The sequence below is a fragment of the Pseudomonas syringae pv. tomato str. DC3000 genome (assembly GCF_000007805.1).
GTDB lineage: Bacteria > Pseudomonadota > Gammaproteobacteria > Pseudomonadales > Pseudomonadaceae > Aquipseudomonas > Aquipseudomonas avellanae.
In genome coordinates this window covers 40,536-66,090 of the sequence record NC_004578.1, presented here as the reverse complement: position 1 = coordinate 66,090, position 25,555 = coordinate 40,536, and the positions used below count along the sequence as shown (strand labels likewise).

The window sequence follows — 25,555 nt, the reverse complement described above, 5'->3', positions numbered from 1 at the left end:
TGCCAGAAGCTCTCTTCTATAGATCCTGAGTAACCCACTGAAATATAGGACTAACGCATCACTACGCTCCGGTTTGCGCCTGCGGACCTCAAGATCTGCGCCAATGGTATTTACTAGTAATCAGGATATTTGTGTTATCTGAACGCCTGCTGTCTGGAGCAGGTGGTACAACGTGGCAATTTTCGTGCGGCCCCCGCGTTTGGCACAATATGTGAAAATCACGCGCTGCTTGGCTCGGGTGAAGGCGACAAAAAATCCGGCGGTTGCTTCAATCTCATCGTTGGAAAAACTCCACCATGCTCCGTCGTCCAAGCCAACAAAGATGACAGTGTGATACTCCAGCCCTTTGCTTTTGTGAATGGTCATCAGTGGAATGGCATTGACGCCTTCATAGGTGTCGAGTGCCGAAGGCCAATCTGCACATTTGATTGCACAGTTAAATAGATGTGTTGCAGCAGCGTCGAGCACCTTTTCGAGCCATTCTCCTTGTGCGTAAGCAGGGTGTCGGCTCTTGAGGTGGCCAAGTCCAACAAAGCCCATGACCTCATCAACTAGTGATCGTGCGGCTTTCAGCGTAGTCGGTAAACTTGACCGGTTCGCACCAAGCCAAATCGCGCAGGCGTCCAGTTCGCGTGTGAGTTTGGAGTGCCCGATTTCATCGTCGAACTCGACTCCCCGCAACGATGCCATCCATTTTTGGCATTCAGACCAGTAGCGTCCTGCCCGGAGTGTCATGGATAGGCGAAGTAGCGAAACCAGAAGTACCGAGACCTCCTCGACGAGCAACTCCTGCAACATAATCGCTCCGACCAGCCCTGCCTCATTGCGTAAGCTCAGTCCCTGAGCCGTAAAAGCCGGCTCTAGCACCTCGGCATATTCCCCCGCCTTCTGGCGAACAAGGAGAACGAAATCGCGTGGTGTGAGTTTGCCCGACGCGATGTTCGACGCAACAGATACGGCTAGATTGTGTGCTTCTGCATGTGGGCTGGGGAAGTCGAAAACCGTGCAGCTTTCTTCGTTAATCGTACCTGCCGTCTGTGAAATGGGTTCAACCGCTGCGATGTCCAAGGCCTGAGCCAAAATATGCTGGATACGTACCAAGTCAGGCGAGGAGCGGTAGTTGTTGTAGAGGGACGTCCGCTTAGCCGAAAAATCTGCGTCGAATTCGGAGAAAGGGTCATCCATTGCCATAGCCCAGCGCATGATTTGCTGTTTGTTATCACCGACGGCGGTTAATACGGTGTCAGTACCTCGGAAAATGGTACTCACAAGATCGTATTGGACCTGCGTCGTGTCTTGGAACTCGTCCATGAAAAGATGAGAGTAAGTCAGCCGAAGCGCGTCACGTGCCATGGAATTAACTCGCAGTAAAAGCTCTGCGAGTCTGCCTATCATGGGGAAAGACAAGACACTTTTTTCACCACCGTGGAGGGATGCCCGCCAGAATAAATCCGCAGCCCATTGGCCGACGGTCGGACACAGCCATCCATCAATCGGGAGCGGTTGGCCGAGTACATAGTTGCGCTCGAATATTTTCGGTCCGACTGCGCGTAGATCCGCCCTTGTGCCAATTGTCGTTGGAGGCAAGCCAACGTCTTGAAAGAGGAAGTCTTTGTAGTCGCGCTCGTAGTAGCTTGTGATTTCGTAATCGGGTCGGGGTCGCCAACGCTCGGGCAGTGATTGGCCGAAGCGATCGACCAGGCTCTTTGCAAACGCATCAAACGTCATGGAGTCCAAACGACCGGCATGGTCAGGGTGACAGCGCTTTCGCACGCGGCTGGCGAGGTTGGAGGCAGCATCTCTTTTGAAACTGATCGCAAGAATACGTCTAGGCGCAGGTGCTGCACCGGTTTGTAACAAATAGGCGGCACGCTGCGCGAGTAATTCAGTCTTGCCCGCGCCGGGGCCTGCGATGACGGATCGGTTTACGTGTGAACAAACCACCTCAAACGCGTGCTTTTCAAGAGATTTTACCCCTACCGGTTTCCAGTTTTCTGAGCTGACTCTTCGCGACGATAAGGTCATGTTCAGTCCCGCCTCAACGACGCGGAAATGTGTTTGAGCACTGAAGCAAGCACAACTGGCATGTGCGCTACCAGTTGCGCCTTTGTGATATGAGTCAACGCTGCAAGGTGGGTTGCAGGCTTACTGTTAGTGAGAAAGTGGTAGCGGTAACTCGGGAATTGAGGGGGATAACCAACAAAGGGCCCTGTGTAGGCTTTTAATCCGGGACCTGCCGTTCCCAATACCACTTCGGCGGCTTTGTCAGCGGCCATGCGAGAACCCCCGCGCTCGGGGACGATGGCTGCATAGGCGGCAGGGAATGCTTCCAGCATTGCTAGATCTAAATCCAGCGGTGAGGAGAAATACACTCCATGAGCTTTTAGGTTGTTGTTGATCCATGACAGGAGGCCGCTATGATCGACCGAATCAGGCCAATTATGCATGTTCGCTAAGTCGGCATCGGATAAGATGCCAGTTGTAATTCTCAGCACTTCGGCTTTCGGTGCACCGAACTCGATCAGCTTTTCGATCGCCGTTTTGACTCGTCCAAAACCGCCTCCATCGCGCCCTAGGTCAAGATCCAACAGCGTGGCGTGAGGAATACCCAGATGTTTAAGCAAGCGCCAAAAATGCTGAACATGACGTCCACCCAATGGGACAATAGCGACAAAGGCTGGATCGATCAGCAAATTCAGCGCCTCTGCGAGTCGCGGTAAAACAATTCTTTCCGAATCTCCCTCAACCAGCAAAACAAACCGCGCAAAATAAAGCTCTGGGTAGGCCAACATCGCACCCCTTACAAACTTGCTAGCCTCCACGTCGTTGACTGGAAGCTTAATCCGCTTGACCGTAGACACGCGCGTTTTGGGGTCGCATCTACAGTATCGAACTTCCGTCGGATTGACGCGGCTAAGTACTGCGGGTGAGTGACTGGTGACAATGGCTTGCGCGCTGCCATCGGTTGTGAGTGATCGGACTTGGCGGATGATGCGAGCAAGGAAATATGGCGAAAGGTGGTTCTCTGGTTCCTCCAAAGCGAAGATCGTCAACGCAGGTATCCGCAGAGCGTCACTTCGGAAGCCCTCAATTGATCCCGCTACAACCTCACGCTCTAGGTCGAAGACGGCCGCAGCCAGAGCGAAGTAAAAGAGCGATTGTTGACCGTCGCTGAGCGCCTCGATACCGCGCTCCTGACCGTCAGGTCCCTGCTCGAACATGACTGCAATTTTGTTGACGACCTCCTCGAACCTGCGACTTACCAGACTCAGGCGCGGATTAGTGTCGACGACGTCATCATGAAGTGCCGACCACCGCGTCTGTAGAGCTTCTGTGATTGCGGCAATTGCCGCTTCTTCCTCGAAGGCAGAGGCAAGATTTTCGGTAGCGTCATGAACCGCCTCTTCGGTATCGGACGACCACTCGATCGCGCGTAACAAACGAGCCGCCAATGCTCCGGCAGTCGCCCGGGTCTGAGCAGCAGCGTCTCTGCTTGCCGGTGTGTAATACAACTGAATTAATCCCCGATCGGCTACGGAGACGGGGTGGCACTTGTCTTCTGGCGGTGCATCGTCGAGCGTGTCGACCCAGTGCAGGGTTTGCGAAACCTCGCCTTCCACGGTTCCATCGTCCTCCCACTGAGCGTCAAGCCGAAGACGACAGACGGGAGCATCGTCTGGTCGCTCGATTAGCATATGCCGAAATGAAGGTGCGATCGTTTCTGGCGTTGCAGTTCCATCAATCAGTTCGGGAAGGGCGATCAAAACCTCAATGTAGAGGTGCTTTGATTCAAGACTGGTGGGATCGTCATCAGGTCCCAAGTGAAAGTCCGAGCGACGTACGGTGCGTTGTGCCCGAGTCACTCCAAACAGCTTCGCCAACGCGTGTAGAAGCGCAGTTTTCCCTGCCGCGTTGGGGCCGACGATGGTCGTGATCTTTGGCGAGATTGTTACGCTGATAGGACGGGGCGCAAAGCAACGGAAACCAGATAGGACGGCAGATTCGATTAGCACAGGATCCCTTCCTCTATGCCGCGACGGATATGGGTTTATCGCGGGCTGACATAGCGTAGGCAGGAGAAGAGCGTCTTGCCACTAAGAGCGCTGAATTTGAAGCACTAAAGGAGCAAATTAGCCCCTTACCAATCACTGGTCTTGTCCTTTCAGGAAGAGGCATCGCGCTCTGTCGCACTAAAGGCAGTGCGCCCGCACGATAGGGCAAATCGTAGCCTCATTTGGTGTGCTCACCGAAATAAGAACCACCGGCCCGAAATTCGTCACGCGTCGAGACCAAGCTCGACGCGTGAGGGTGGACGCAACAACTGGCTCTTTGCTGGATCACTACGCAGTGGACAACGGGCGGCGGCAATCATGAGCTTGATCCGTATGCGTATCTGAAAGACGTGTTCACGCGTCTGCCGACGCAGCGGGCGAGTGAAATCGATCAGCTGTTACCGCATAAGTGGCAATCGGTTTAATCACGCAAGGCGTGATGGACGGACGCATGCGGCGAATTTCAACAGCTTGCCAGAGAGCAAATATTTCCCAATAGGCTAGGAACTGCAAGCTGGTGCGGCTCCACTAAAACCTCCGCCCTCTCCACAAGGGTAAAAATGAGGACTGCAGGCCTGCTCCTGCACCGTAATTTTTTTGACAAAGAGGTTTTCAATGAATCGCATTTCAACCAGCTCAGTAAATTCCAGCTTCAATTACACGGCCCCTACGGAGGAAGCGCAAAACCGCTTCGCCTCAGCGCCCGACAATTCCCCTCTAGTTGTCACCACAACATCTATCGCCCAAGCGTCGGAAGGGCTACAAAGGCCGGGGGCAACGCTAAGCATGCAGGCCCAGCGACTGCGCCAATTGATGGGGAGCCCGTCTGAGCAGTGCCGGAGGGACACAATGTTAGCTAAAGCTTTTGATGCTCAACGCCTAAACATTAACACTCAAGCAGGCTCTTCCAACAGCCCACACTTGAACGCTCTCAACACGCTCCAACAACGACACTTCAAACCTGCGGCTGGTGGGCTAGAAATCCCAGTTACATCCAACTCCTTATTGGGCGGTGGCAGGCAAGTCTATCAAATTGGCTCATCGTCACGCGAGCTAAGCCACCGACCGGTCAATGATCAGGACCGCGCGCCCTTCAGGGCGCTTGAGCGGCTGCACGCCGAGTTGTTTAGAGGTGGGCCGATTGAGTTTGTGCCTAGAGGCAGCAACGTGTTGGCCTCAAACGTGAGGGATGTCGACATGGACGAGTTCGATGTCATCAACTCTAAAGACGGCTGCCAAGGCATTGGCACCACTGGCCTGGGACCCTGCATTGCAGTGTGTGCAAGAGGCATGGATAGAGAAGGGCTTCCGGTGCTGGGTGTCTATCACCACAGTGGTATCGGCTCACCAGAGGATACCATGGCTACTCTTGATCAAGCGATGCGCGATAAAGGTGCTTTGCAAATCAAATACTCCCTGGTAGGCGGCATGATCATGCCTAAAGAGGAAGAGGCTGGCAGCTATGACGACGAGCAAAGCTTTTTGGCATTGAAAGGCAGTTATTCAATCGAAGGGGCGCGCTTGCATGTATCCGAAGGCGAAGAGGACGTGCATACCGGCGAGGACAACAGTGTCAATGTTCTGCTGATGCCTGACCGCGTTCTGTACGGTCGCGACACGCTCTACTGCTGAGTGGGTTGTGGTGAAAGTGACCACTACACAGGTACCTGGTCAGATTCAGTGCAAAAGAATTTTTAGCCCGAATTTTGCTAGCGCGTCAAAGCTCACGGCGAGATATCTAGGGGGGATTGGGATGCCTGTATCGTTTAAAGGATGAACAGGCATTCTCCTGTGTCGATCAGTTTTGCGTAGGTGTGGATCTATCAGAGCTTTAGAGAGCTTCTCACCACTGAGCATGATTCAAACGAAATGCCGAGTTCTCTCCAGAATTCTAGCGAGCAAGCCTGCTTCGACAGACGAGACTGCTGGTCGGCGGAACTCTACGACATTACATTCAGCTAAAGGATAGGCGTGTGAAGACTCTATGATCGTTGCCACAGGCAGGTACGATTGATCGCCGATGTCCAAAGCTTCGAATGACAAAGTCAGCTGAGTGCCCTGTTCTGAGTAATCAAATTCATCAACGATTTTCATAAAAATGCTCCAATGCTGCTACCGATAACCGGTTGATCTCAAATGCCGCGCGAGGATAAACCCTGAACGATGAGAGATTCAAGAGTCGGAATAGCTTCCATTGTGACAAAAGCGACGGGATGAGCCTCCCTGGTTTGCATAACGCCCTCCGAGTTTTTCCGACCTTTGGGGTGAGCAGAGAAGAAGCGAAGAAATCGTGAGGGCGCTACGCCATCGAACGGCATCACTCTCACCTTATCCGTTTCATTCTCATTTTCAGTTATAGCATCCTCGTGAAGCTTCGTCGCAAGGCTCTTCCGGTAGGGCTCCAAAAAGTAAACCTCACGTACACCAGCTGCGACGATGTGCCGCGCACATGAATGACATGGATACGTGGTCACAAATAGTTTCCCATCACGGATTTTCCCGCCATCGGTGCTTCCAGCACTGAGTAAAGCATGCATCTCGGCGTGCACAGCACGAGAAAACTCAATCAGGCTCTTGAGTTGGGATTTCTTCCGTATTGCCTTGTAGACCTTTTCGCGGTTTGCTTCATCGATGAGCCCTTCGCTCGATAGCAAATCGACGATAGCGTTCGAGATGACCTCTTTCTCCTGATCGTTGGAGCATCGACCGCCTTCGAGGTTCCAGCAGCGTCGATCTTCATCTGGGGAGCTTCCATAAGACTCTGTCTGGTAGAGCCCGCCGAAGGCTTTGGGTACGTCATTCCACCCCGTTGCTAATATTTCCCCTTCCTCGCTTGTAATTGCAGCGCCGACCTGACGGGAGAGGCATGCGGAATTTCGTGCGGCGGAAAATGCTGCATACATAGCGCGCTCGTTGAGGGTTGGCGTCGCGATGACTGTTCCCAAAATGAGATCAAGGAATCGTTTAACGCGTCCTTTGCGATGCGTGTCGGTCGTTTTTTCTACGCGTAAGAAGAAGTCTGCTTGCGGAAAGGTGTCTTCGACTCGTTGCCCGTGATCCATCTCTTCGCCGGAGTCTCGATCGATCAGATCGTGAATCTGATCGCCTTGGCCTTTGTAGCGTTCTAGCCTGGTGATTCGTAGCTCAATCGGGGAATAGACGCCTACCACATGCAGCATGTCCCCGTAGACGGAGCGCAGCAGGCGGAGTTCGTCGATATGTTTAATTGAGTCGATAATGTGGCAATAGCGGACAGTGATCTTTGGAGTCGGCGGCGAACCCGAAGTGTCGAAAAGGTCAGGCTCTTGAATTTTTTCAGCAGCCTGCTGCGCTTCTTCTCGTTCAAGGGTAATTCGACGAATGGCGAAGCGCGCCAAGATCTCGTTTCCATGTTCTTCGCGAAGTTTGTTACCTGCTTCAATTAGCTTGAGGATCGACTTCTCACCCGTCAGCGACTTTTGCTTACGGATTTCGTCACTCAGCCTGATGATGTTTACTTTTTCGTAGTTGTAATCGGTGCCAAGTAGCAGTTCCTGGAATGTTTTTGCCACGTCGTGCAACGGTGTTCCCATCGGTCCGCACAACGCGATAACAATCTCTGGAGTGATCGTTTTACCGATTGCACCGATGTCGTCGAAATGCCCGCCTTTATTACTGTTAGCCGATGCTATGAGACGAAAATCCGGAGCTGCCATAACGATCCCTGCTGGTAGGTGAGCTTCACTGGTGAATCATCGCACAATGACATCACCGTTTAGTAGCTTTGCGTTAAATAGCGTCTCCAAGCGTAGTCAGCAGTCGCATTAATTTCGAGAATTTCTCATTTATTTCGAAAACCGACAGCCGCCGCCCACCAACGCCGGGCCAGACGCCGAGTGATGCGGCTGCCGAAACGGCCGCTGCGGCCAACTTGTCAACGGTATTTGGCTAGCGACCGACTGAATCGCCGCCACCTCCAGCGCTTCGTGCTCATCCAGCGGCGGCAACAACCCCGGCAGGCGACTGGCGAGCAGCGTTTTGCCGGTGCCGGGCGGCCCGCTGAACAACAGGTTATGCGCCCCGGCAGCGGCAATCACCAGCGCACGCTTTGCGGCAGTCTGGCCCTGTACCTCGCTTAAATCCGGATAAGGCTTGGGCTGATGCAGCAAGCCGCTGGACTGATAAGGCGCGATCACCGTACGCCCGTTGAAATGCCCGACCAGCTCCAGCAAATGACTCACCGCAATCACCCGCAACCCGGACGCCAGGCAAGCCTCCTCGGCATTCACCGCCGGGATGATCAACGTCCGCTCCGCCGCACGCGCCGCCAGCGCGGCAGGCAACACCCCCTGAATCGGCCGAATCGCACCTGACAACGCCAGCTCGCCCAGGCATTCAACATCCTGCAACGCAACCAGCGGTATCTGCCCGCTGGCCGCCAGCAAACCCAGCGCAATCGCAAGATCAAAACGACCGCCATCCTTGGGCAAATCAGCCGGGGCAAGATTGAGCGTGATACGCCGCGCCGGAAAATCCAGCCCGGAATTGAGAATCGCACTGCGCACCCGGTCCTTGCTCTCCTTGACCGCGCCCTCCGGCAACCCCACCAGCGTCAGGGCCGGCAGGCCATTGGTCAGATGCGCTTCAACAGTAACCGCCGGGGCTTCCACCCCGACCTGGGCACGACTATGGACGATGGCCAGCGACATGGATCATTCCTTGATAGGTGCGATGGGCGGGTATGGTGCTTTATTTGGGGGGCGAGGGTGGGTGGGGAATGGATACAGGGTGTGAGGGGAGAGGGGGTACACGCGATTTGCAGACCGCACTGCTCCGGGTCGCGTATTCTCTTCAGCTGTACGAAAGCTCTGATAATGCGCGATCATGGCCAGAACATTTTGTTGCCATGAAGCCAAGGAAGCTCTGAAGAAGACCTCCAGATTTTGCAGAATACCTGATCTCAGCCACCGAGACGCTTGATGAAGCAGATGACCTTCGCCGACGCCGAATTCGGTAACGGTCGCAGTAGCTACGCAGGTGTTCTGCGTCATAGCCTTTGTCAGCCAGTAACCATCGTATCCGATCCACGAACCCCACATTTCAAGCCACTGGCTGACGCCTGATGCTGTGCTCCCGTTTTCTTTCAGGAGCCAGCACCATGATGCGACCCGACGCCAAAGTCGAGAAAGTCTACCTCTATCCCAAACCCGTGGATTTCAGAAAATCCATCGATGGCTTAGCTGCTTTGGTCGAGTTGGATATTAAAGTGGCGGTCTTTGATCCGGTGCTCTTTGTCTTTCTCAACAAATCCCGGAATCGAGTGAAGATTTTGTATTGGGAGCGTAACGGCTTCTGCCTTTGGCTCAAGCGTCTCGAGTCCGAGCGTTTCAAAATCTCGCCAGATGATGTCGACGAAGCCATTGTGCTGACGGTTCAGGAATTGAATTGGCTGCTGGATGGATTTGATCTGTGGCGCAACCGTCCTCATAAGATTTTGACTCCAAGGTTTGTTGCCTGACGGGTATAATCCAGGGCATGCGACCATTGCCCGACAACCTTCCTGACGATCCCGTATTGCTCAAACAGATGCTGCTTGAGAGCTACGAAGCACGCTCGCGCGAACAGGAAGTTAAAGACGCCTACGCCACTCACATCGTTGATCTCAAAGAGCAGATCAAGCTGCTGCGTGACCGTATTTTTGGTCGAAAGTCCGAACAAACCGTCGAGCCTAATACCCCTCAACTTGCCTTGTTCAATGAACCTGAAAGCGAGCCTATGCTCCCGGTCGGCGATGCTGATGAGGAAGTAGTTGCTCCTGCGCCACGCCGTGGCAAGCGCAAGCCACTGTCGGCTGATCTGCCGCGCATTGAAGTCATCCACGAGCTGCCCGAACACGAACTGACCTGTGCCTGCGGTTGCCGCAAGCATGTCGTCAGCGAGGAAACCAGCGAGCAACTGGATATCGTGCCGATGCAGATTCGGGTGATCAAACACATCCGCAAAGTCTACGGCTGTCGTGGCTGTGAGTCGGCACCGGTCACAGCCGGCAAGCCTGCGCAGTTGATTGAAAAGAGCATGGCCAGCCCCAGCGTGTTGGCCATGCTGCTGACCACCAAGTATGTCGACGGCTTGCCGCTGCATCGTTTTGAAACGGTGCTAAGCCGACATGGCATAGAAATCCCGCGTCAAACGTTGGCCCGCTGGATTATCCAGTGCGGCGAACATTTGCAGCCGCTGTTAAATCTGATGCGTGATCGATTGCTGGAAAGCCCGGTCATCCACTGTGACGAAACCCGCGTTCAGGTACTGAAAGAACCAGATCGAGACCCGACCAGCCAATCCTGGATGTGGGTACAGGCCAGCGGGCCTCCAGATCATAAAGTCGTATTGTTCGACTACACTTCCAGCCGCGCGCAGGACGTACCGTTACGGCTGCTGGAAAGTTATCGCGGCTATGTGATGACTGATGATTACGCGGGCTATAACGCGCTGGCGTTACAACCGGGCGTGGAGCGCTTGGCGTGTATGGCCCATGCGCGGCGCAAATTTGTCGAAGCACAAAAAGTGCAACCTAAGGGCAAGACCGGGCGTGCCGATATCGCGCTGACGATGATCAATAAGCTGTACGGTATCGAGCGCGAATTGAAAGACGGCAGCGACGAACAGCGCTTTACCGGTCGGCAGGAGAAAAGCCTGCCAATCTTGGCTCAGTTGAAAAGCTGGCTGGATAAAACTCAGTCCCACGTGACGCCGCAAAGCGTGCTGGGCAAGGCAGTTGGTTATCTGGCGAATAACTGGAGTCGGCTGAAGCGTTACGTGGAAGCCGGCTTTTTACCGATCGACAACAACCCGGCAGAGCGCGCAATAAAGCCGTTTGTTATTGGGCGCAAAGCCTGGCTGTTCAGCGACACGCCTAAAGGCGCCACCGCCAGTGCACAGATCTATAGCTTGGTCGAGACCGCCAAGGTCAACGGCCAGGAGCCCTATACGTGGCTGCGCCACGTACTGGAGAGGTTGCCACTTGCGCAGTCGGTGGCCGACTATGAGGCGTTGCTGCCGTGGAACTGCTCACCGGAAATGCCAAGATAAACGGAAGCCGCATCTGATGGTAGGTGTGGTTGGTGGATCGCTTACAGTTATCCACAGCCTGGCGCAGCTGAAGAGGCAGCCTGGTCGCCGGATTCCGCGACTGCGCTATACCAAAACCCTAGGTGCTGGTGGGATACGGAGGCAGGGGGCCATGAAACGGGCCATTGAGCAGGAGACGTTGCTGGCGTTGGTGGAAACCGGGGCGGCGCGGGAATTTCGCGTGCTGCGTGAAGGGGAGGCCTGGCGGCTGGAGCTACGAGTCGGCGTGAAATGGCTACCGGTGCGCTCGCGACGTGAACAGGTGGGGCACTGGCGCTCGCTGACAGCGGTGTGACGACTTTGCGAATGTGCGGGGATCAAGATGCTGACGGTGGAGCTGTAGCCACGATGCAGATTAGAACTGTATGACGTTTTCTTACGTTAGCTGCTCTAAAGTATGCCCTGATGCGTACTCCCCCAGCCTGAAGAATATCCGTTTCACACTCCCTCCTTATCGAACAATCTTACGATCCGATCAGGACACCTTGAGATCGCCGATGCTACCGCGACAGGTGAAGCTGTACTGTCGACGGGCTTCGGCCATACAAGTAACGCGGCTTTAAGCAGGGCTTTCGCACGATTTTCGATGGCTACGTCGTCCCATGATGCAAGCGCTGACTGGTGGAAATAGGTATTCAACAGCAGAGCGCTTTGACCTAGTCGAGATCGTTTGCCCAGAACCAGTTCACCATCGACACCTATGGTGTCGGTAAAGGGGCCATTGCTGATTGAGCTGTTCAGCGGTTGAGTCAGCAGCGTCAAGTTTCCAAAACCATGTACAGCGATATCTCTGAGCTGACTCTGTCCTTCGGTCATGCTTTCAATCTGGTAATAAGACAGGTTCTTCCAGCTTTGTGGCAGTACATGCTCGACAGTCAAATCAGACTGGGCAGGCACATGGTTGCTTGCTTGCTGGGAGCCACGGGCTGCATATTCCAACGCCCGCAAGACGCCGCACGTTTTGACGGGCCTAAGCTCCTTGTACACCGCTCTATGGCACCACTTGTCACTGAATGAAGCGTCGTCCGGCCAGATTTCACTGGTGCCCGTTGCGGCCAAAAGCGTTTCCCTAAGTGCCAGGTGCGGATCAATCGATGCCGCTGAAACCGACTGAAGGACACGCATGAAGAAGCGGTTGTAACCCTTAGTGGTCGATCCGCAGACAGTACGCCGAGTCAAATAGGAAGCCAGGTCACTGAGCGCCTGCTTCAGCTCTGTACTGTCTTTATCAAGACGTTCACGCAACGCGAGATAGACCGGAGTTACCGTACTGACGTCCAACGACCTAACTAGCCGTGCAAACTCAGCGAGGTACCCAGTGCCTTCCGGCGACACCAGCTCCTTGAAGTGTGTGCTGGATGCAACAAGCCGCCCCAGTTCCGCCTCCAGATCACGCGGCTGCTTTTGCCACCAGGTTTTGAATGACTGGAAAACATGGCTGGCCAGGGTTACTTCCTGGCTGCGGAGAGTGGCGTAGTTATAGAAAAACAGATCAATTCGCGGATAGGTCAGACGGCCTTGACGCTCTTTCTCTCGCCAGTAGGCGTTGGTCGAAACGCCTTTGCCGGAGTTTGCTACCAGATCAAATGGACTCCAATAACTTTCATACAGCGTTGGCACATCCTTCCCCTGACGCGCCGCTTCCAGGAAAACATAATTGCGTACCAGATCCGATGCAAGCAAAGGCTCGCCACGGGCATTGAGGGTTTCGAAGATGATTTGAGGGTCGTCTTCGGCTTCCAAAGTCAGCGTCATTATTTGCATGAGGTCGGACAGCGCCATGTATAGCGCCTCACCTCGACTGGATATCAAAGGCAAACCAGCTTGCAACGGCAGAACATCATTGTGACGGCGAATATCAGCAATCAGCGTGTCGCCTAATGTGGCATCTGAAGCCGGATTCACCGCATCGGTGAGGTCAACGCCTCTCATGTAAGCCAAGCAGGCGTGGTAAAGATACAGATAGGTCTGAATCATCAAAGGCCGTTCAATGCGGACACGGCCATCGCGTACCGGGTACCCATTACAAATGACCTGAGCATCTGTAGCAGCATCGCTCAAGCGACGCATTTCATCCTGACCGGCCTGCGTTGGCCAAATTTTGTAGTGATCTTCCGCACACTGGTATGGGCCTGGGTTACGCACGAGGCCGTTGAGCATTTGCGGTATAGGGCTACCCGGTAGTTCAAGCGCAGCCTGGCGGAAAGCCAGTAACAAGAGCTGTAGCGTGGTAGAGCGCTGCTGCCCATCAATGACTTCAAAGGCGGCAACCCTACCAAAGCTGTTGGGCACTGGAGTCATGACAATGGAACCCAAAAAATGCTTCTGCAACGGCTTCAACCCAGCGTTCGTGCCTGTTGAGGACAGCGAATGCTGCTCAAGAACGGCATCTGCTCGATCTTGAATGTCGGCCCACAAAGGGCCGACCTGCTTTTCCAGCGTCCAAACATATCCCCGTTGGAAAATGGGGATCTGATATTGATGTGGACTGTTGAACAGGCCCGTAACCGTTGTTTTGCTCGGTTGCATCTTGAAATCCTTATCAGTGCTTCAAAAGCGATCGACAGTGACTTTTAAGCAATATCCAGTGCCGGCAGCGAGTTGACGATCTTTTGGGTTTCTAGGCTCACTGTGACCACACGCTGGAACAGCTCAAGAGGGTACTTAGGGTTGCCCATAGTTTCGGTGGCCCAATCGTTGGCGTCGTTGACGATGCCGCTGGCTTTGTCCGTGCGCACGGCCTGGCGCTCCATCACCCAGCTCAGTGCGGCCTTAGCGTTAACCACGTAGTCCCAGGCTGCTTCAGGGACGCCTTTGAGGGTGATGCGGTGGTTGTAGATGACAGTGGTCTTATCGCCTTTCTTGGCGAACTTCATCTTCTCCACTCGGTAATCAGCATCGGTAAGCGTGCCCTTGGCTTCGATGGTTAGCGGGTACGGCTCGACGGTTTCGTAGTTTAGGTGGAGATCGGCCAGGGCGCGGCCCGCCTTGCTGAAGACCCAGAAGTCCGCAGCATTCCTCACTGCCGGAATGCGCGGTAACTCCTTGCTCAGATTATCGGCATAGCGTTCGCGGTAGTCCTGTGAATGCAGTATGCCGTAGACGTAATAAAACAGGTCTTCTTTACCGATTTTCTCGTCTTGATAACTAGCTTCGAAATGAGTCAGCCCCTCGTCAGTGATAGCATCGCGACGCCTTAGCGCTGGTGTTTCCGACGTCACAAACAATCCGCCTTGATCAGGGCCTTCAGTCGGCTCATCGTAAAGATAAAGTGGAAAACACTGACTCCCCCCTTTCATCGCTGCTATACAAAACTCAACAGGCACTTTTGAAATGATCGCACTGAAACCTGTTATGCAGCCTGGGCCAGAGACACAAATCATTAGATTGTGGTCTGCCGCATTAGGGAAGATACGCGGCATCTGATAGACCATCTCGTTGAATCTGCGATCAAAGTAAATCCATTGTTTAGTAAATGGTCGATACAAGCATTCCCGCATACCACTTTCCTGGAAATCAAACTTTTTACCTTTCGATAGATCCTGCTTCAGAGCCCTAGTCCAGCTAATTTTCTCCGGATTGGCGTCGATAAAAGAATCAACAAGCGCGTTACGAGACTTTTGATCTATACCGTTAAAACGTTTATTGAACCTTAAAACTTCGCCATTATAAAAATCAATCATGGCACCCATGTTTTTTACAACTTTTTTATTACTTCCATTGAAACACCAGGTATCCCTTGCAGTAAGAATGCCCTGCGAATAACTATGGAATAGCTTCGGAGAATTAACTTTCTTGTCTCCTAACAAGAAAAAATCGTTAAATCCATCTTCACGCTGCCTCAGCCAATCTCCATATGAGTCTGGGCTAATCTCTGTCCAGCCGTTGGCCGCAGCGATCCCTGAGACATCCTGCAACTCTTTTAACTTTGCAAGCTTTTGGTCGCGGTCTAGATATTCTTCGATAGAATGAAAATAAATGTTCCCACGTCGTTCGGAATCAGTATTTTTGACTAGAAAGAATATGCAGATTGCTGTCCCACTGCCCATGCCGAATATTTGCCCACCTTCCTGTTTGGCTCTCTCACCGGACGTATGCTTTCCTCGCAGCCCTCGTAGGTGAAATATGTAAATATTACTAAACTCCTCAGCCAAACATTTCCGCATTCCGTCCGCAAATCTCGCTTCGAGAAAGCCTGCGTTGGTAACAAAGCCTACTATTCCGCTTTCACCTAAGCGGTCGCTTGCCCAACGAATCGCCCGTATATAGCTGTTATATAAACCTTTCGAAAGTGTTGCTGCGGATTGTCGAGCATATGTTGATCGAATTTGACTATCTAATTTCGGATAACCCAGGTTGGCATTATTATCGTTTTCACTTTTTTGACCCTCGGAATACGGTGGGTTGCCAACAATCACTCGAATGTCCAAATTCTTCTGGCGCTTACGCCGGGCACTGTTGTCCACTAGCAAAGCGTCTACCAAATCGTCCTTCTCATACATCTGGAAAGTGTCGGTCAAGCAGATACCTTCAAACGGGGTGTACCCGTCGATCACTTCACCGTGATAGGCCGCTTCAATATTTATGGCGGCGATGTAATAGGCCAGCAGCACCAGTTCGTTGGCGTGGATCTCGTGCTTGTATTTGTGTGGCAGTTCTTCCGGTTTGATCAGGCCCGACTGGATCAGGCGGGTGATAAAGGTGCCTGTGCCGGTGAATGGGTCGATGATGTGTACGCCCTTGCTGCCAAGGGTCTGGCCGAATTCCTGTTGCAGCAGGTGGTTTACGCTGTGAAGGATGAAGTCCACCACTTCGACTGGTGTGTAAACGATGCCCAAGCGTTCAGTCATTTTCGGGAAAGCGTTGCGGAAGAATTTGTCATATAGCTCGACGATGATCTTCTGCTTGCCCTGAGCATTGTCGATACCCAAGGCACGCTGTCGAACGCTGGCGTAGAACTTCTCCAGGGTGTCGGCTTCTTTCTCCAAATGGTGTTCGTGGAGCGCGTCCAGCACCCCTTGCATGGCCTTCGCCATAGGGTTGTGCTTGGCGAAGCTGTATTCGTCGAACAGCGCATCGAACACCGGCTTAGTTACCAAGTGCTGGGCGAGCATCTCGACAATCTCGCCATCGCTGATGCTGTCGTTGAGGTCGTCACGCAACTCGGCGGCGAAGGCGTTGAAAGCGGCCTTTTCCCTAGTGTTGGCTGAATTCTCCAAGATGCCCTGGATACGGTCGATATGGGTACGGGCGATCTTGGCGATGTCGTTCGCCCAGTCTTCCCAGTGGTGGCGGTTGCCACACTTCTCGACGATCTTGGCGTAGATGGCCTTTTCGATCTCGCCCACTTCGTAGGTCAGCTCGGCCTGCTGAGTCATCTGACCTTCGGCATCGTGTCGAGGGCGCTTCTCGCCGATGCCGTACTGGCCTTTGCCGGCTTGGCCGTTGCTCGTTCCGCTGGTTCTCTTCGCCTTCTTGTCGGCCTTGTCGGTGATGGCGATGACCTCCATCTTGCGCGGGTCTGAGCCGATCAGATCAAGCTTGTTGACCATGGCGTCGAAGCTGTCGTCGTGCGAGCGCAGGGCCTGGAGCACCTGCCAAACGACCTTGTAGGTCTGATTGTCGTTGAGCGCTTCGTGCGGCTCCATACCGGCTGGAATGACGACGGGCAGCACGACATAGCCACGTCTCTTGCCCGGCGCGTTGCGCATCACCCGGCCTACAGACTGCACCACGTCCACTTGAGAGTTACGCGGGGTGAGGAAGAGCACGGCGTCCAGCGCCGGCACGTCAACGCCCTCAGATAGGCAGCGCACGTTGCTGAGAATGCGGCAAGTGTTGGCTGGAGGCTCCTCCTTCAGCCAGTTGAGCTTGGCTTCTTTCTGGCTGGCATTCATGCAGCCATCGACGTGTGCAGCTTCGCAGATGATGCGCGAGGCCTCGTCGATGTTTTCTGACTCTTGATAAGCCTCAACCACCGACTGGAACATGCTGGCGATGTTGATCGAGCTGACCTTGTGCTTGGTGCCCTTGTAGCTGGGCGAGATGACCTGACAGAAGGCTACAGCGCGCTTCATGGGCTGATCATCACCCACCAGATTTTCAGCTAGCCCCTGTTTGGCCAGGGCTTTCCAGCAGCCGACGATTTTGGCGGCGTCGTCCACCTTGAGCTGGTTGTCTTCGTCTTTCAGCAGCTCTTGAAGCCGACGATTGACAATGCTCTCTTCAACAGTGAGTACCAGCACCTTGTAGTCGGTGAGCAGGCCGCGCTGAACGGCCTCGGAGAAGTTAATTACGAACAGTTCTTTACCGTACAGCGCCTCGTCATCCATAGAGCACAGGGTGACTTCACCGGATTCGGCCTTGATCTTGGCGTTGTCGCCGTAGATGCGTGGCGTGGCGGTCATGTACAGGCGTTTGATGGCGCGGATGTAGTCGACATCATGGATGCGCACAAAGGTACTTTCGTCATCGTCGTCGAAGGTTGCGCCGGTTGTGCGGTGCGCTTCATCGCAGATCACCAGATCGAATGCTGCCAGGTCGTATTCGTGTTGGGCGCGGCTGATCACGTCGATGGAGTGGTAGGTGGAGAAGACCACGCTCATGTGCTCGGCATCGTGGCGCTTGAGCATTTCGGCTGCGAGCCGATCCGCCTTGGTGGTAGCTGGGTAGCGCAGTTCGTGGGTGAACACCTGCACGGTATCTTCATCGGCCTTGCGCTTCTTGCCTACGTCGCTATCCGAGCACACGGCGAAGCTATGGAGCGGGGTTTCGCTTTCCTGCGTCCACTCGGTGAGGGTCTGCGATAGCAGGGACAGGCTAGGTACCAGGAACAACACACGCTTGCCCTTGCCAGCCAGACGCTCAGCAATCTTCAGGCTGGTGAAGGTCTTGCCAGTGCCGCACGCCATGATCAATTTGCCGCGCTCGGCATCATTTAAGCCGGCAGCGGTGGCGTTTAGTGCGGTTTGTTGGTGATCGCGCAATTGCTTACGCGCTTTGAGAACAACGGCTTGGTGGGGCTGGTACTTGGCCCAGTCGATCTGGCTTTCTTCCAAGGCTTGCAGGTCGATCTTATTGATCGTCTGGTGTTGCCCCTGCAATGCGTCCTCGGCGTGTTCGCTCCAGTTGTTGGTGGTTGCAACGATGATCCTGTGAGTGAACGGAGCTTTGCCCGAGGCAGTGAAAAAGCTGTCGATGTCCTTCTTCTGGACTTTGTAATCTTCGGCGTACAGCTTGCACTGGATGGCGTGGTACTCGCCGGTTCCTTGGGTGCGCGCTACCAGATCAATGCCCGCGTCCTTACCACTAAGACCCTGCTCCTTCGCCCATTCGGCATACGTCCACACCTTTTCGTATAGATCGCGATAAGTGGCTTCGTTGCGCAGGTAGCCGCAAATCAGCTCTTCGAAATAGGTGCCTTTTTCGCGCTCAGTGACAGCGGCGGAGCGATAGGTGTCGAGCAGGGAGGATAGGGCGGACATGAGGAATTCCTTTTGATTACCACTAACGCACGTCTCGGGCGCTAAAGGTTCCCAGTCTATCAATAGGCGTCTCTTTGAGCAGCCAAAAGAAAACCCCAGGAGATACGAGATCTATTGGGGTTTGTCTCTGCTTACTAACTTTGGCCGAGTGGGCAAATAACTCTGTCCACCTACAGCTGGCTGGCTGGCTGGCTGGCTGGCTGGCTGGCTGGCTGGCTGGCTGGCTGGCTCAGCATGCGGTCTGTTTTAATGTATCCGATCCACGAACCCCACATTTCAAGCCACTGGCTGACGCCTGATGCTGTGCTCCCGTTTTCTTTCAGGAGCCAGCACCATGATGCGACCCGACGCCAAAGTCGAGAAAGTCTACCTCTATCCCAAACCCGTGGATTTCAGAAAATCCATCGATGGCTTAGCTGCTTTGGTCGAGTTGGATATTAAAGTGGCGGTCTTTGATCCGGTGCTCTTTGTCTTTCTCAACAAATCCCGGAATCGAGTGAAGATTTTGTATTGGGAGCGTAACGGCTTCTGCCTTTGGCTCAAGCGTCTCGAGTCCGAGCGTTTCAAAATCTCGCCAGATGATGTCGACGAAGCCATTGTGCTGACGGTTCAGGAATTGAATTGGCTGCTGGATGGATTTGATCTGTGGCGCAACCGTCCTCATAAGATTTTGACTCCAAGGTTTGTTGCCTGACGGGTATAATCCAGGGCATGCGACCATTGCCCGACAACCTTCCTGACGATCCCGTATTGCTCAAACAGATGCTGCTTGAGAGCTACGAAGCACGCTCGCGCGAACAGGAAGTTAAAGACGCCTACGCCACTCACATCGTTGATCTCAAAGAGCAGATCAAGCTGCTGCGTGACCGTATTTTTGGTCGAAAGTCCGAACAAACCGTCGAGCCTAATACCCCTCAACTTGCCTTGTTCAATGAACCTGAAAGCGAGCCTATGCTCCCGGTCGGCGATGCTGATGAGGAAGTAGTTGCTCCTGCGCCACGCCGTGGCAAGCGCAAGCCACTGTCGGCTGATCTGCCGCGCATTGAAGTCATCCACGAGCTGCCCGAACACGAACTGACCTGTGCCTGCGGTTGCCGCAAGCATGTCGTCAGCGAGGAAACCAGCGAGCAACTGGATATCGTGCCGATGCAGATTCGGGTGATCAAACACATCCGCAAAGTCTACGGCTGTCGTGGCTGTGAGTCGGCACCGGTCACAGCCGGCAAGCCTGCGCAGTTGATTGAAAAGAGCATGGCCAGCCCCAGCGTGTTGGCCATGCTGCTGACCACCAAGTATGTCGACGGCTTGCCGCTGCATCGTTTTGAAACGGTGCTAAGCCGACATGGCATAGAAATCCCGCGTCAAACGTTGGCCCGCTGGATTATCCAGTGCGGCGAACATTTGCAGCCGCTGTTAAATCTGATGCGTGATCGATTGCTGGAAAGCCCGGTCATCCACTGTGACGAAACCCGCGTTCAGGTACTGAAAGAACCAGATCGAGACCCGACCAGCCAATCCTGGATGTGGGTACAGGCCAGCGGGCCTCCAGATCATAAAGTCGTATTGTTCGACTACACTTCCAGCCGCGCGCAGGACGTACCGTTACGGCTGCTGGAAAGTTATCGCGGCTATGTGATGACTGATGATTACGCGGGCTATAACGCGCTGGCGTTACAACCGGGCGTGGAGCGCTTGGCGTGTATGGCCCATGCGCGGCGCAAATTTGTCGAAGCACAAAAAGTGCAACCTAAGGGCAAGACCGGGCGTGCCGATATCGCGCTGACGATGATCAATAAGCTGTACGGTATCGAGCGCGAATTGAAAGACGGCAGCGACGAACAGCGCTTTACCGGTCGGCAGGAGAAAAGCCTGCCAATCTTGGCTCAGTTGAAAAGCTGGCTGGATAAAACTCAGTCCCACGTGACGCCGCAAAGCGTGCTGGGCAAGGCAGTTGGTTATCTGGCGAATAACTGGAGTCGGCTGAAGCGTTACGTGGAAGCCGGCTTTTTACCGATCGACAACAACCCGGCAGAGCGCGCAATAAAGCCGTTTGTTATTGGGCGCAAAGCCTGGCTGTTCAGCGACACGCCTAAAGGCGCCACCGCCAGTGCACAGATCTATAGCTTGGTCGAGACCGCCAAGGTCAACGGCCAGGAGCCCTATACGTGGCTGCGCCACGTACTGGAGAGGTTGCCACTTGCGCAGTCGGTGGCCGACTATGAGGCGTTGCTGCCGTGGAACTGCTCACCGGAAATGCCAAGATAAACGGAAGCCGCATCTGATGGTAGGTGTGGTTGGTGGATCGCTTACGTTTTAATGAATCCGCAAGCGTATCTCAATGGGCCGCCCATCAGCGGTGGTTTAGGGGGCTGATGGGCGACGCTGTTTTGATTGCCATAAATTACCTCGTATCAGATAACCCTAAATCTCCCAGGTTTTTTGCCTTTATCAATACGAGATTTTCCGAACAACCCTTGTAGCTTCGCTACAAAATGGACTCCACAGATACTGCCCAGCCATCCCTAAAGCTCTCAGCAAGAAAGAAAAAACCCCGGCGCTAAGCCGGGGTAGTGACGCTTTTTGTCATGACAATAACCTGCACGAACATGACAATTAACTTGCCCGTCGACACGTCCTGTCGGCGGGCAACATGAATGTCATCCGTCACGCTATAAAAATCAATGACTTAAGAACGAATTGGGCAAGATTAATGACATGAACGCGTCAAACAAGATGTCATCTTCCGTCAAACGAGCGCAACTTATTGTCATTTTCCGCAAGCCAGAAGAACTGCGCGCTGACCGCACTACATCTCCGCTACGCCGCCCACTCAAAGAGAGTTCAATGCGCAACCCAGATTGACAAATTGGCAATGTCCCTAAGGTTACAGGGATTCCAGCCAGCATGGAACAGGCATTTTTCTCGCCGACTGCTAACAGGATTTGTAGTCCATATCAGTCTTATGAAAGCATCGCAGTTGAGCAAGAGGAGTCAGCAAACCTGTACCCCATAGCCTTGAAACCCACCTAGCGTCTGCTCCATGCCTTGTCACCATCAGGTCATAAAGCAACGCTAGGCTGAATAGAATGGGCCGGAATTTTCTGGTCTAGAGGAGGCCTGCCTTGTCCTCTCCGTCCATGCGAAAAAGACTAGAAGACTACTCCGACGGCTTGATAGCGGCTGCGGAATACGTTCGCATGTCGACTGATCACCAGCGCTATTCCACCGAAAACCAATCGGCTGCTATTCATGCTTACGCCCTGAGCCATGGCATGGACATTGTAAAAACCTATCGTGATGAAGGCAAAAGCGGCTTAGACATCGGGGGCCGCGACGCTCTGCGTAGGTTGCTCGATGACGTCCAGGCGGGAAATGTTCAGTTCCAAATTATTCTGGTTTATGACGTCAGTCGCTGGGGGCGCTTTCAGAACACAGACGAGAGCGCTCATTATGAATACCTCTGTACCAGCTCCGGCATCCAGGTGGTGTATTGCGCAGAGCCCTTCGAGAACGATGGTTCGCCTCTGGCAACGATTTATAAAGGTATCAAACGTTCAATGGCAGGAGAGTACAGTCGCGAGCTCTCTCAAAAAGTTTTCGCTGGCCAATGCCGCCTTGTGGAAAAGGGTTTCCATCAGGGCGGGCCCGCAGGGTATGGACTGCGCCGCGCTCTGATTGATGAGAAAAATGAGTTCAAGGCAGAACTGTCGCGGGGGCAGCAAAAAAGCATTCAGACGGACAGGGTCATCCTAATTCCTGGGCCTGAAGCTGAGATAGAAATCGTTCAACACATCTATCACCGATTCATCCACAACGGGATGAACGAACGCGAAATTGCTAACGCACTTAATGCTGACGGTGTGCTCACCGACTTTGATCGTCCTTGGAGCCGTAGCAGCGTCCACGAGGTGCTGACCAATGAGAAATATATTGGCAACAACGTATACAACAAAACATCATCCAAGCTACGCAAACGTAGCAGCCGCAACCCGCCCGACAAGTGGATACGCTGTGATGGCGCATTTCAAGGAATTGTTTCACTAGAGGTTTTTACCTGCGCTCGCGAAATCATCCTGCAGCGTTCACACCGCCTAGATGATACACAAATGCTAGAACTGCTCCGCGCCTTACTTCAACAGGCAGGCTCATTATCTGGGATGCTCATTGACGAGCAGGACAACATGCCCTCCAGCACTGTTTACATAAGTCGTTTTGGTGGACTTTTACGCGCCTATACCCTCATCGGTTACGCACCAGACCGAGATTATCGATATATGGATATCAATCGGTCTCTACGACAACTACATCCACAGGTTTTTGAAGACGTAATAAAACACTTGGAAAACGCTGGAGCGAGTGTAGAAATCAGTGCTCAGAATGACGTATTAACAGTTAACGGTGAGTGGACGGCATCTGTAGTTATCGCCCGCTGTCACTCAACTCCGGCAGGCACTCTTCGATGGAAACTGAGATTCGACATTAGCCTGGCACCAGATATCACCATTGCTGTGCGCATGGAGCGAGCAAACCTTCAAGTCCGGGACTATTACCTCGTTCCACTTATAGACATGGGCGCCTGGCCACAGAAAATGGCAGAAGAAAACAGCCCTCTGATAGACAGCTACTGTTTCCAAACTCTGGATGTACTTGATGGGCTTGCTGCCCGCTGCTCTCTGAAGGAGGCTTGTCAATGACCGTCCCCTTAACCACACGCGACCGTATCGCACTTATACCTATCGCAGAAATTCATATACTTAACCCGCGAACGAGAAACAAGAAAATCCACCATGAGCTTATCGAAAATATCAAAACAGTCGGACTCAAACGCCCGATTACTGTCAGCCGCAGAGTGTCAACTCAAGGGTCTTTCAACTATGACCTTGTATGCGGACAAGGTCGTTTAGAAGCGTTCCTGGCTCTAGAGGCTACTGAGATTCCAGCTTTCGTGATCGACTCGGCGGAAGAAGATTGCCTTGTCATGAGTTTGGTGGAAAACGTTGCGCGAAGGCAACATCGTCCGATCGACCTTATGAATGAAGTGGGGCGCTTAAAAGGCCGAGGCAAAACAGATGCGGAAATCGCAACCATAATTGGTAGTACATCCTCATGGGTCAACATGATTGTTAATCTGATTGAGCGAGGTGAAGAAAAACTCCTCTCGGCTGTTGAAACCGGGCTGATCCCATTGAGCATGGCGACGGATATCGCTCGGAGCAGTGAAAGTGATATTCAAGATTTACTCACCGACGCTTACGAACGAGGGATCAGAGGAAAGAAAATCACCAAACTACGGCACCTCCTGGAGCTCCGGGCCAAGAAGGACAAGCTTGTACGCGGAAATCCCTTGGGCGTTAGCCAAAATAAGAAAAAAAGGCTTACCCCAACTGACTTGAGGCATTTATTTGAGCGGGAGGCTGAGCGGCAGCGTTTGATGGTGAAAAAAGCAGCATTTACTCACGACCGTGTTGTTTTCTCAATCCAAGCTATAAAAGAGCTTTTGGCCGTCAGTGATTTCGAAAAGCTACTTTCTACAGAACACCTAGATTCGATGCCAAAGCTGATACAGGCTAGACTATCGAATAGAGGAGGCTTGTGATGTCTAACCGAAAATTAAGCCCTGATAAAACACAGCCAATATATGCTCCCAACAATGCTTTTCTGGACGAATGCGTTCGAGTCGAAATCATTAATATTCTGCCGCTGAAGGTCTTACGTCCTGCGGTCAAAGAGAGTACTAAGTATCATCAAATTCTTGCCTCTATCCAAGATGTAGGACTAGTGGAGCCGCCAGCTGTCACACCTGCACCGGGCACCAGTGGACAATATTTTCTGCTCGATGGCCATCTGCGCATTGAAGTTCTGAAAGATTTAGGCGAGCTAAAAGTAGATTGCTTGGTAGCAACTGACGATGATACTTATTCGTACAATAAACGTACTAATCGATTATCCGCTGTCCAAAGTAACAAAATGATCGTACGAGCAATGGAACGAGGCGTATCAGCCGAAAGGCTTGGTAAAGCCCTCGGGCTATCACCGCAGACCATCAGGCAGAGATTTCGCCTGCTTAATGGTATTTGCGCAGAGGTCGTAGCCCTTTTGGGTGACACGGACTGCCCGGCCAATGTATTTAACCTGTTACGGCAGATGAAACCCTTAAGGCAAATCGAAGCAGCAGAACTGATGATTGGGAACAAAAACCTATCGGTTCTCCTTGCTAAAGCACTATTAGCGGCCACACCACCCGACCAGCTCGTGATGATAAAAAAGCCTTCTCAAGATCATCAGGTTTCTGCGGAGTCCATGGCACGCTTGGAGCGCGAGCTAGCTGCCTTGCAGATGCAGATCAAGACAGTCGAAGAGGACTATGGGCCTGATGTCCTTCATTTGACGGTTATAAAAGGCTACCTGACCAAGCTTCTCGCCAACGCTGCCGTTGTGCGGTGGTTAGCTCGGCACCAACCAGAGTACCTGAAAGAATTCCAGTCCATTGCCGAGTTGACCGAACTGCCTTGGGCAGACAACGGGCCCGAAGATGATTTACAGAGCACCACTGCCGAGGGTTGATGGTGCCAACCGGATGTATCCAGATGCTATTCGTATTCGATATACCTCGTTGGAGGGACATTGGATCATCCAATGGCGCATAGGCGCACGTCGTAGTATGGAAGCCGAGATTCCGTCTTGGAATTATGGCTCACGAATAATTATTGGATTTTAATAATTCGGCATAAAATCTTTGGCCTCGGCCAGACAGGTCGTTGAATGAGCACGCAAGCGGCTCATAAGATACAGAGCCAGCCGAAGCAATCCTCAGCCACGACCCGCTCAACGGCTAACTATAGGTCGTTTGGCCCGTTGATCCGCTGCATGCCACCAGGTAATGAGAAAGACGCAGTTCGCGCCCCGTGAACC

The 25,555-nt window shown here is 53.2% G+C and carries 16 protein-coding genes and 2 pseudogenes; 11 read left to right on the top strand and 7 right to left on the bottom strand.

The features are described 5' to 3' along the window. Positions 1-120: 120 nt before the first annotated feature. Together PSPTO_RS00260 and PSPTO_RS00255 are read right to left on the bottom strand one after the other, a co-directional pair. A complete protein-coding gene (locus tag PSPTO_RS00260; protein ID WP_011102967.1) occupies positions 121-2,025 on the bottom strand; it encodes a UvrD-helicase domain-containing protein in 1,905 nt (634 codons plus the stop codon). A gap of 2 nt (positions 2,026-2,027) precedes the next feature. Then, a complete protein-coding gene (locus PSPTO_RS00255; RefSeq protein ID WP_011102966.1) occupies positions 2,028-4,013 on the bottom strand; it encodes an ATP-dependent nuclease in 1,986 nt (661 codons plus the stop codon). 297 nt (positions 4,014-4,310) lie between these two features. Here PSPTO_RS00255 and PSPTO_RS00250 point away from each other — a divergent pair. Next, positions 4,311-4,477: pseudogene (locus PSPTO_RS00250) on the top strand (transposase domain-containing protein); the annotation flags it as partial. A gap of 424 nt (positions 4,478-4,901) precedes the next feature. Then, positions 4,902-5,684, top strand: a complete 783-nt coding sequence (xopAK, locus tag PSPTO_RS30105) for a XopAK family type III secretion system effector (RefSeq protein WP_226992674.1) — start codon at positions 4,902-4,904, stop codon at positions 5,682-5,684. A 228-nt stretch (positions 5,685-5,912) separates the two neighbouring features. Here the strand turns inward: xopAK and PSPTO_RS00240 are convergent, their stop codons facing one another. From PSPTO_RS00240 to PSPTO_RS00230, 3 genes and pseudogenes are all read right to left on the bottom strand, one after another. Continuing rightward, the gene (locus tag PSPTO_RS00240) at positions 5,913-6,146 is read right to left on the bottom strand and encodes a hypothetical protein (protein ID WP_054070124.1); all 234 of its coding nucleotides are present in this window, start codon (positions 6,144-6,146) and stop codon (positions 5,913-5,915) included. A gap of 38 nt (positions 6,147-6,184) precedes the next feature. After that, on the bottom strand, positions 6,185-7,747 hold the full coding sequence (locus PSPTO_RS00235) for an anti-phage dCTP deaminase (RefSeq protein ID WP_011102963.1): 1,563 nt from the start codon (positions 7,745-7,747) through the stop codon (positions 6,185-6,187). 141 nt (positions 7,748-7,888) lie between these two features. After that, positions 7,889-8,740, bottom strand: a pseudogene (locus PSPTO_RS00230) (YifB family Mg chelatase-like AAA ATPase); the annotation flags it as partial. 270 nt (positions 8,741-9,010) lie between these two features. Between PSPTO_RS00230 and PSPTO_RS00225 the strand changes: the two are divergent. The 4 genes from PSPTO_RS00225 to PSPTO_RS00210 all read left to right on the top strand — a co-directional run bounded on the left by PSPTO_RS00225 (position 9,011) and on the right by PSPTO_RS00210 (position 11,454). Further along, a complete protein-coding gene (locus tag PSPTO_RS00225; protein ID WP_164923170.1) occupies positions 9,011-9,154 on the top strand; it encodes a hypothetical protein in 144 nt (47 codons plus the stop codon). A gap of 35 nt (positions 9,155-9,189) precedes the next feature. Beyond that, positions 9,190-9,549, top strand: a complete 360-nt coding sequence (gene tnpB / locus PSPTO_RS00220) for an IS66 family insertion sequence element accessory protein TnpB (RefSeq protein WP_003409203.1) — start codon at positions 9,190-9,192, stop codon at positions 9,547-9,549. A gap of 17 nt (positions 9,550-9,566) precedes the next feature. Then, entirely contained in the window at positions 9,567-11,120 is a 1,554-nt protein-coding gene (locus PSPTO_RS00215; RefSeq protein WP_003409202.1) for an IS66-like element ISPsy5 family transposase, read from the top strand. 151 nt (positions 11,121-11,271) lie between these two features. Then, entirely contained in the window at positions 11,272-11,454 is a 183-nt protein-coding gene (locus PSPTO_RS00210; protein ID WP_046463987.1) for a hypothetical protein, read from the top strand. 143 nt (positions 11,455-11,597) lie between these two features. Here the strand turns inward: PSPTO_RS00210 and PSPTO_RS00205 are convergent, their stop codons facing one another. Beyond that, positions 11,598-13,688 carry a DUF262 domain-containing protein gene (locus tag PSPTO_RS00205; RefSeq protein ID WP_011102961.1) on the bottom strand — a complete coding sequence of 697 codons (2,091 nt, stop codon included), beginning with the start codon at positions 13,686-13,688 and terminating at the stop codon, positions 11,598-11,600. Between the two features lie 44 nt (positions 13,689-13,732). Further along, positions 13,733-18,643: a DEAD/DEAH box helicase gene (locus tag PSPTO_RS00200; RefSeq protein ID WP_011102960.1), complete on the bottom strand. Its 4,911-nt coding sequence runs from the start codon at positions 18,641-18,643 to the stop codon at positions 13,733-13,735. A 334-nt stretch (positions 18,644-18,977) separates the two neighbouring features. Here PSPTO_RS00200 and tnpB (PSPTO_RS00195) point away from each other — a divergent pair, with 334 nt between their 5' ends. The 5 genes from tnpB (PSPTO_RS00195) (at position 18,978) to PSPTO_RS00175 (ending at position 25,207) form a co-directional block, all read left to right on the top strand. Then, positions 18,978-19,337 (top strand): IS66 family insertion sequence element accessory protein TnpB, encoded by a 360-nt coding sequence (gene tnpB / locus PSPTO_RS00195; protein ID WP_003409203.1) that lies wholly within the window; start codon positions 18,978-18,980, stop codon positions 19,335-19,337. 17 nt (positions 19,338-19,354) lie between these two features. Further along, positions 19,355-20,908 carry an IS66-like element ISPsy5 family transposase gene (locus PSPTO_RS00190; RefSeq protein ID WP_003409202.1) on the top strand — a complete coding sequence of 518 codons (1,554 nt, stop codon included), beginning with the start codon at positions 19,355-19,357 and terminating at the stop codon, positions 20,906-20,908. Positions 20,909-21,780: 872 nt separating this feature from the next. Beyond that, positions 21,781-23,337, top strand: coding sequence for a recombinase family protein (locus PSPTO_RS00185; protein WP_011102959.1), 1,557 nt, complete (start codon positions 21,781-21,783; stop codon positions 23,335-23,337). Next, positions 23,334-24,239 (top strand): plasmid partitioning protein RepB C-terminal domain-containing protein, encoded by a 906-nt coding sequence (locus PSPTO_RS00180; RefSeq protein ID WP_011102958.1) that lies wholly within the window; start codon positions 23,334-23,336, stop codon positions 24,237-24,239. The genes PSPTO_RS00185 and PSPTO_RS00180 overlap by 4 nt, the downstream gene beginning before the upstream one ends. Further along, positions 24,239-25,207 (top strand): plasmid partitioning protein RepB C-terminal domain-containing protein, encoded by a 969-nt coding sequence (locus tag PSPTO_RS00175; RefSeq protein ID WP_011102957.1) that lies wholly within the window; start codon positions 24,239-24,241, stop codon positions 25,205-25,207. Before PSPTO_RS00180 ends, PSPTO_RS00175 begins: the two co-directional genes overlap by 1 nt. Positions 25,208-25,555: the final 348 nt, after the last annotated feature.

Excerpts from the sequence above, each read along its gene's own strand:
- PSPTO_RS00260 (WP_011102967.1), bottom strand. The coding sequence starts at position 2,025 with ATGACCTTATCGTCGCGAAGAGTCAGCTCAGAAAACTGGAAACCGGTA.
- xopAK (WP_226992674.1), top strand. The coding sequence starts at position 4,902 with ATGTTAGCTAAAGCTTTTGATGCTCAACGCCTAAACATTAACACTCAA.
- PSPTO_RS00240 (WP_054070124.1), bottom strand. The coding sequence starts at position 6,146 with ATGAAAATCGTTGATGAATTTGATTACTCAGAACAGGGCACTCAGCTG.
- PSPTO_RS00235 (WP_011102963.1), bottom strand. The coding sequence starts at position 7,747 with ATGGCAGCTCCGGATTTTCGTCTCATAGCATCGGCTAACAGTAATAAA.
- PSPTO_RS00225 (WP_164923170.1), top strand. The coding sequence starts at position 9,011 with ATGAAGCAGATGACCTTCGCCGACGCCGAATTCGGTAACGGTCGCAGT.
- tnpB (WP_003409203.1), top strand. The coding sequence starts at position 9,190 with ATGATGCGACCCGACGCCAAAGTCGAGAAAGTCTACCTCTATCCCAAA.
- PSPTO_RS00215 (WP_003409202.1), top strand. The coding sequence starts at position 9,567 with ATGCGACCATTGCCCGACAACCTTCCTGACGATCCCGTATTGCTCAAA.
- PSPTO_RS00210 (WP_046463987.1), top strand. The coding sequence starts at position 11,272 with ATGAAACGGGCCATTGAGCAGGAGACGTTGCTGGCGTTGGTGGAAACC.
- PSPTO_RS00205 (WP_011102961.1), bottom strand. The coding sequence starts at position 13,688 with ATGCAACCGAGCAAAACAACGGTTACGGGCCTGTTCAACAGTCCACAT.
- PSPTO_RS00200 (WP_011102960.1), bottom strand. The coding sequence starts at position 18,643 with ATGTCCGCCCTATCCTCCCTGCTCGACACCTATCGCTCCGCCGCTGTC.
- tnpB (WP_003409203.1), top strand. The coding sequence starts at position 18,978 with ATGATGCGACCCGACGCCAAAGTCGAGAAAGTCTACCTCTATCCCAAA.
- PSPTO_RS00190 (WP_003409202.1), top strand. The coding sequence starts at position 19,355 with ATGCGACCATTGCCCGACAACCTTCCTGACGATCCCGTATTGCTCAAA.
- PSPTO_RS00185 (WP_011102959.1), top strand. The coding sequence starts at position 21,781 with ATGCGAAAAAGACTAGAAGACTACTCCGACGGCTTGATAGCGGCTGCG.
- PSPTO_RS00180 (WP_011102958.1), top strand. The coding sequence starts at position 23,334 with ATGACCGTCCCCTTAACCACACGCGACCGTATCGCACTTATACCTATC.
- PSPTO_RS00175 (WP_011102957.1), top strand. The coding sequence starts at position 24,239 with ATGTCTAACCGAAAATTAAGCCCTGATAAAACACAGCCAATATATGCT.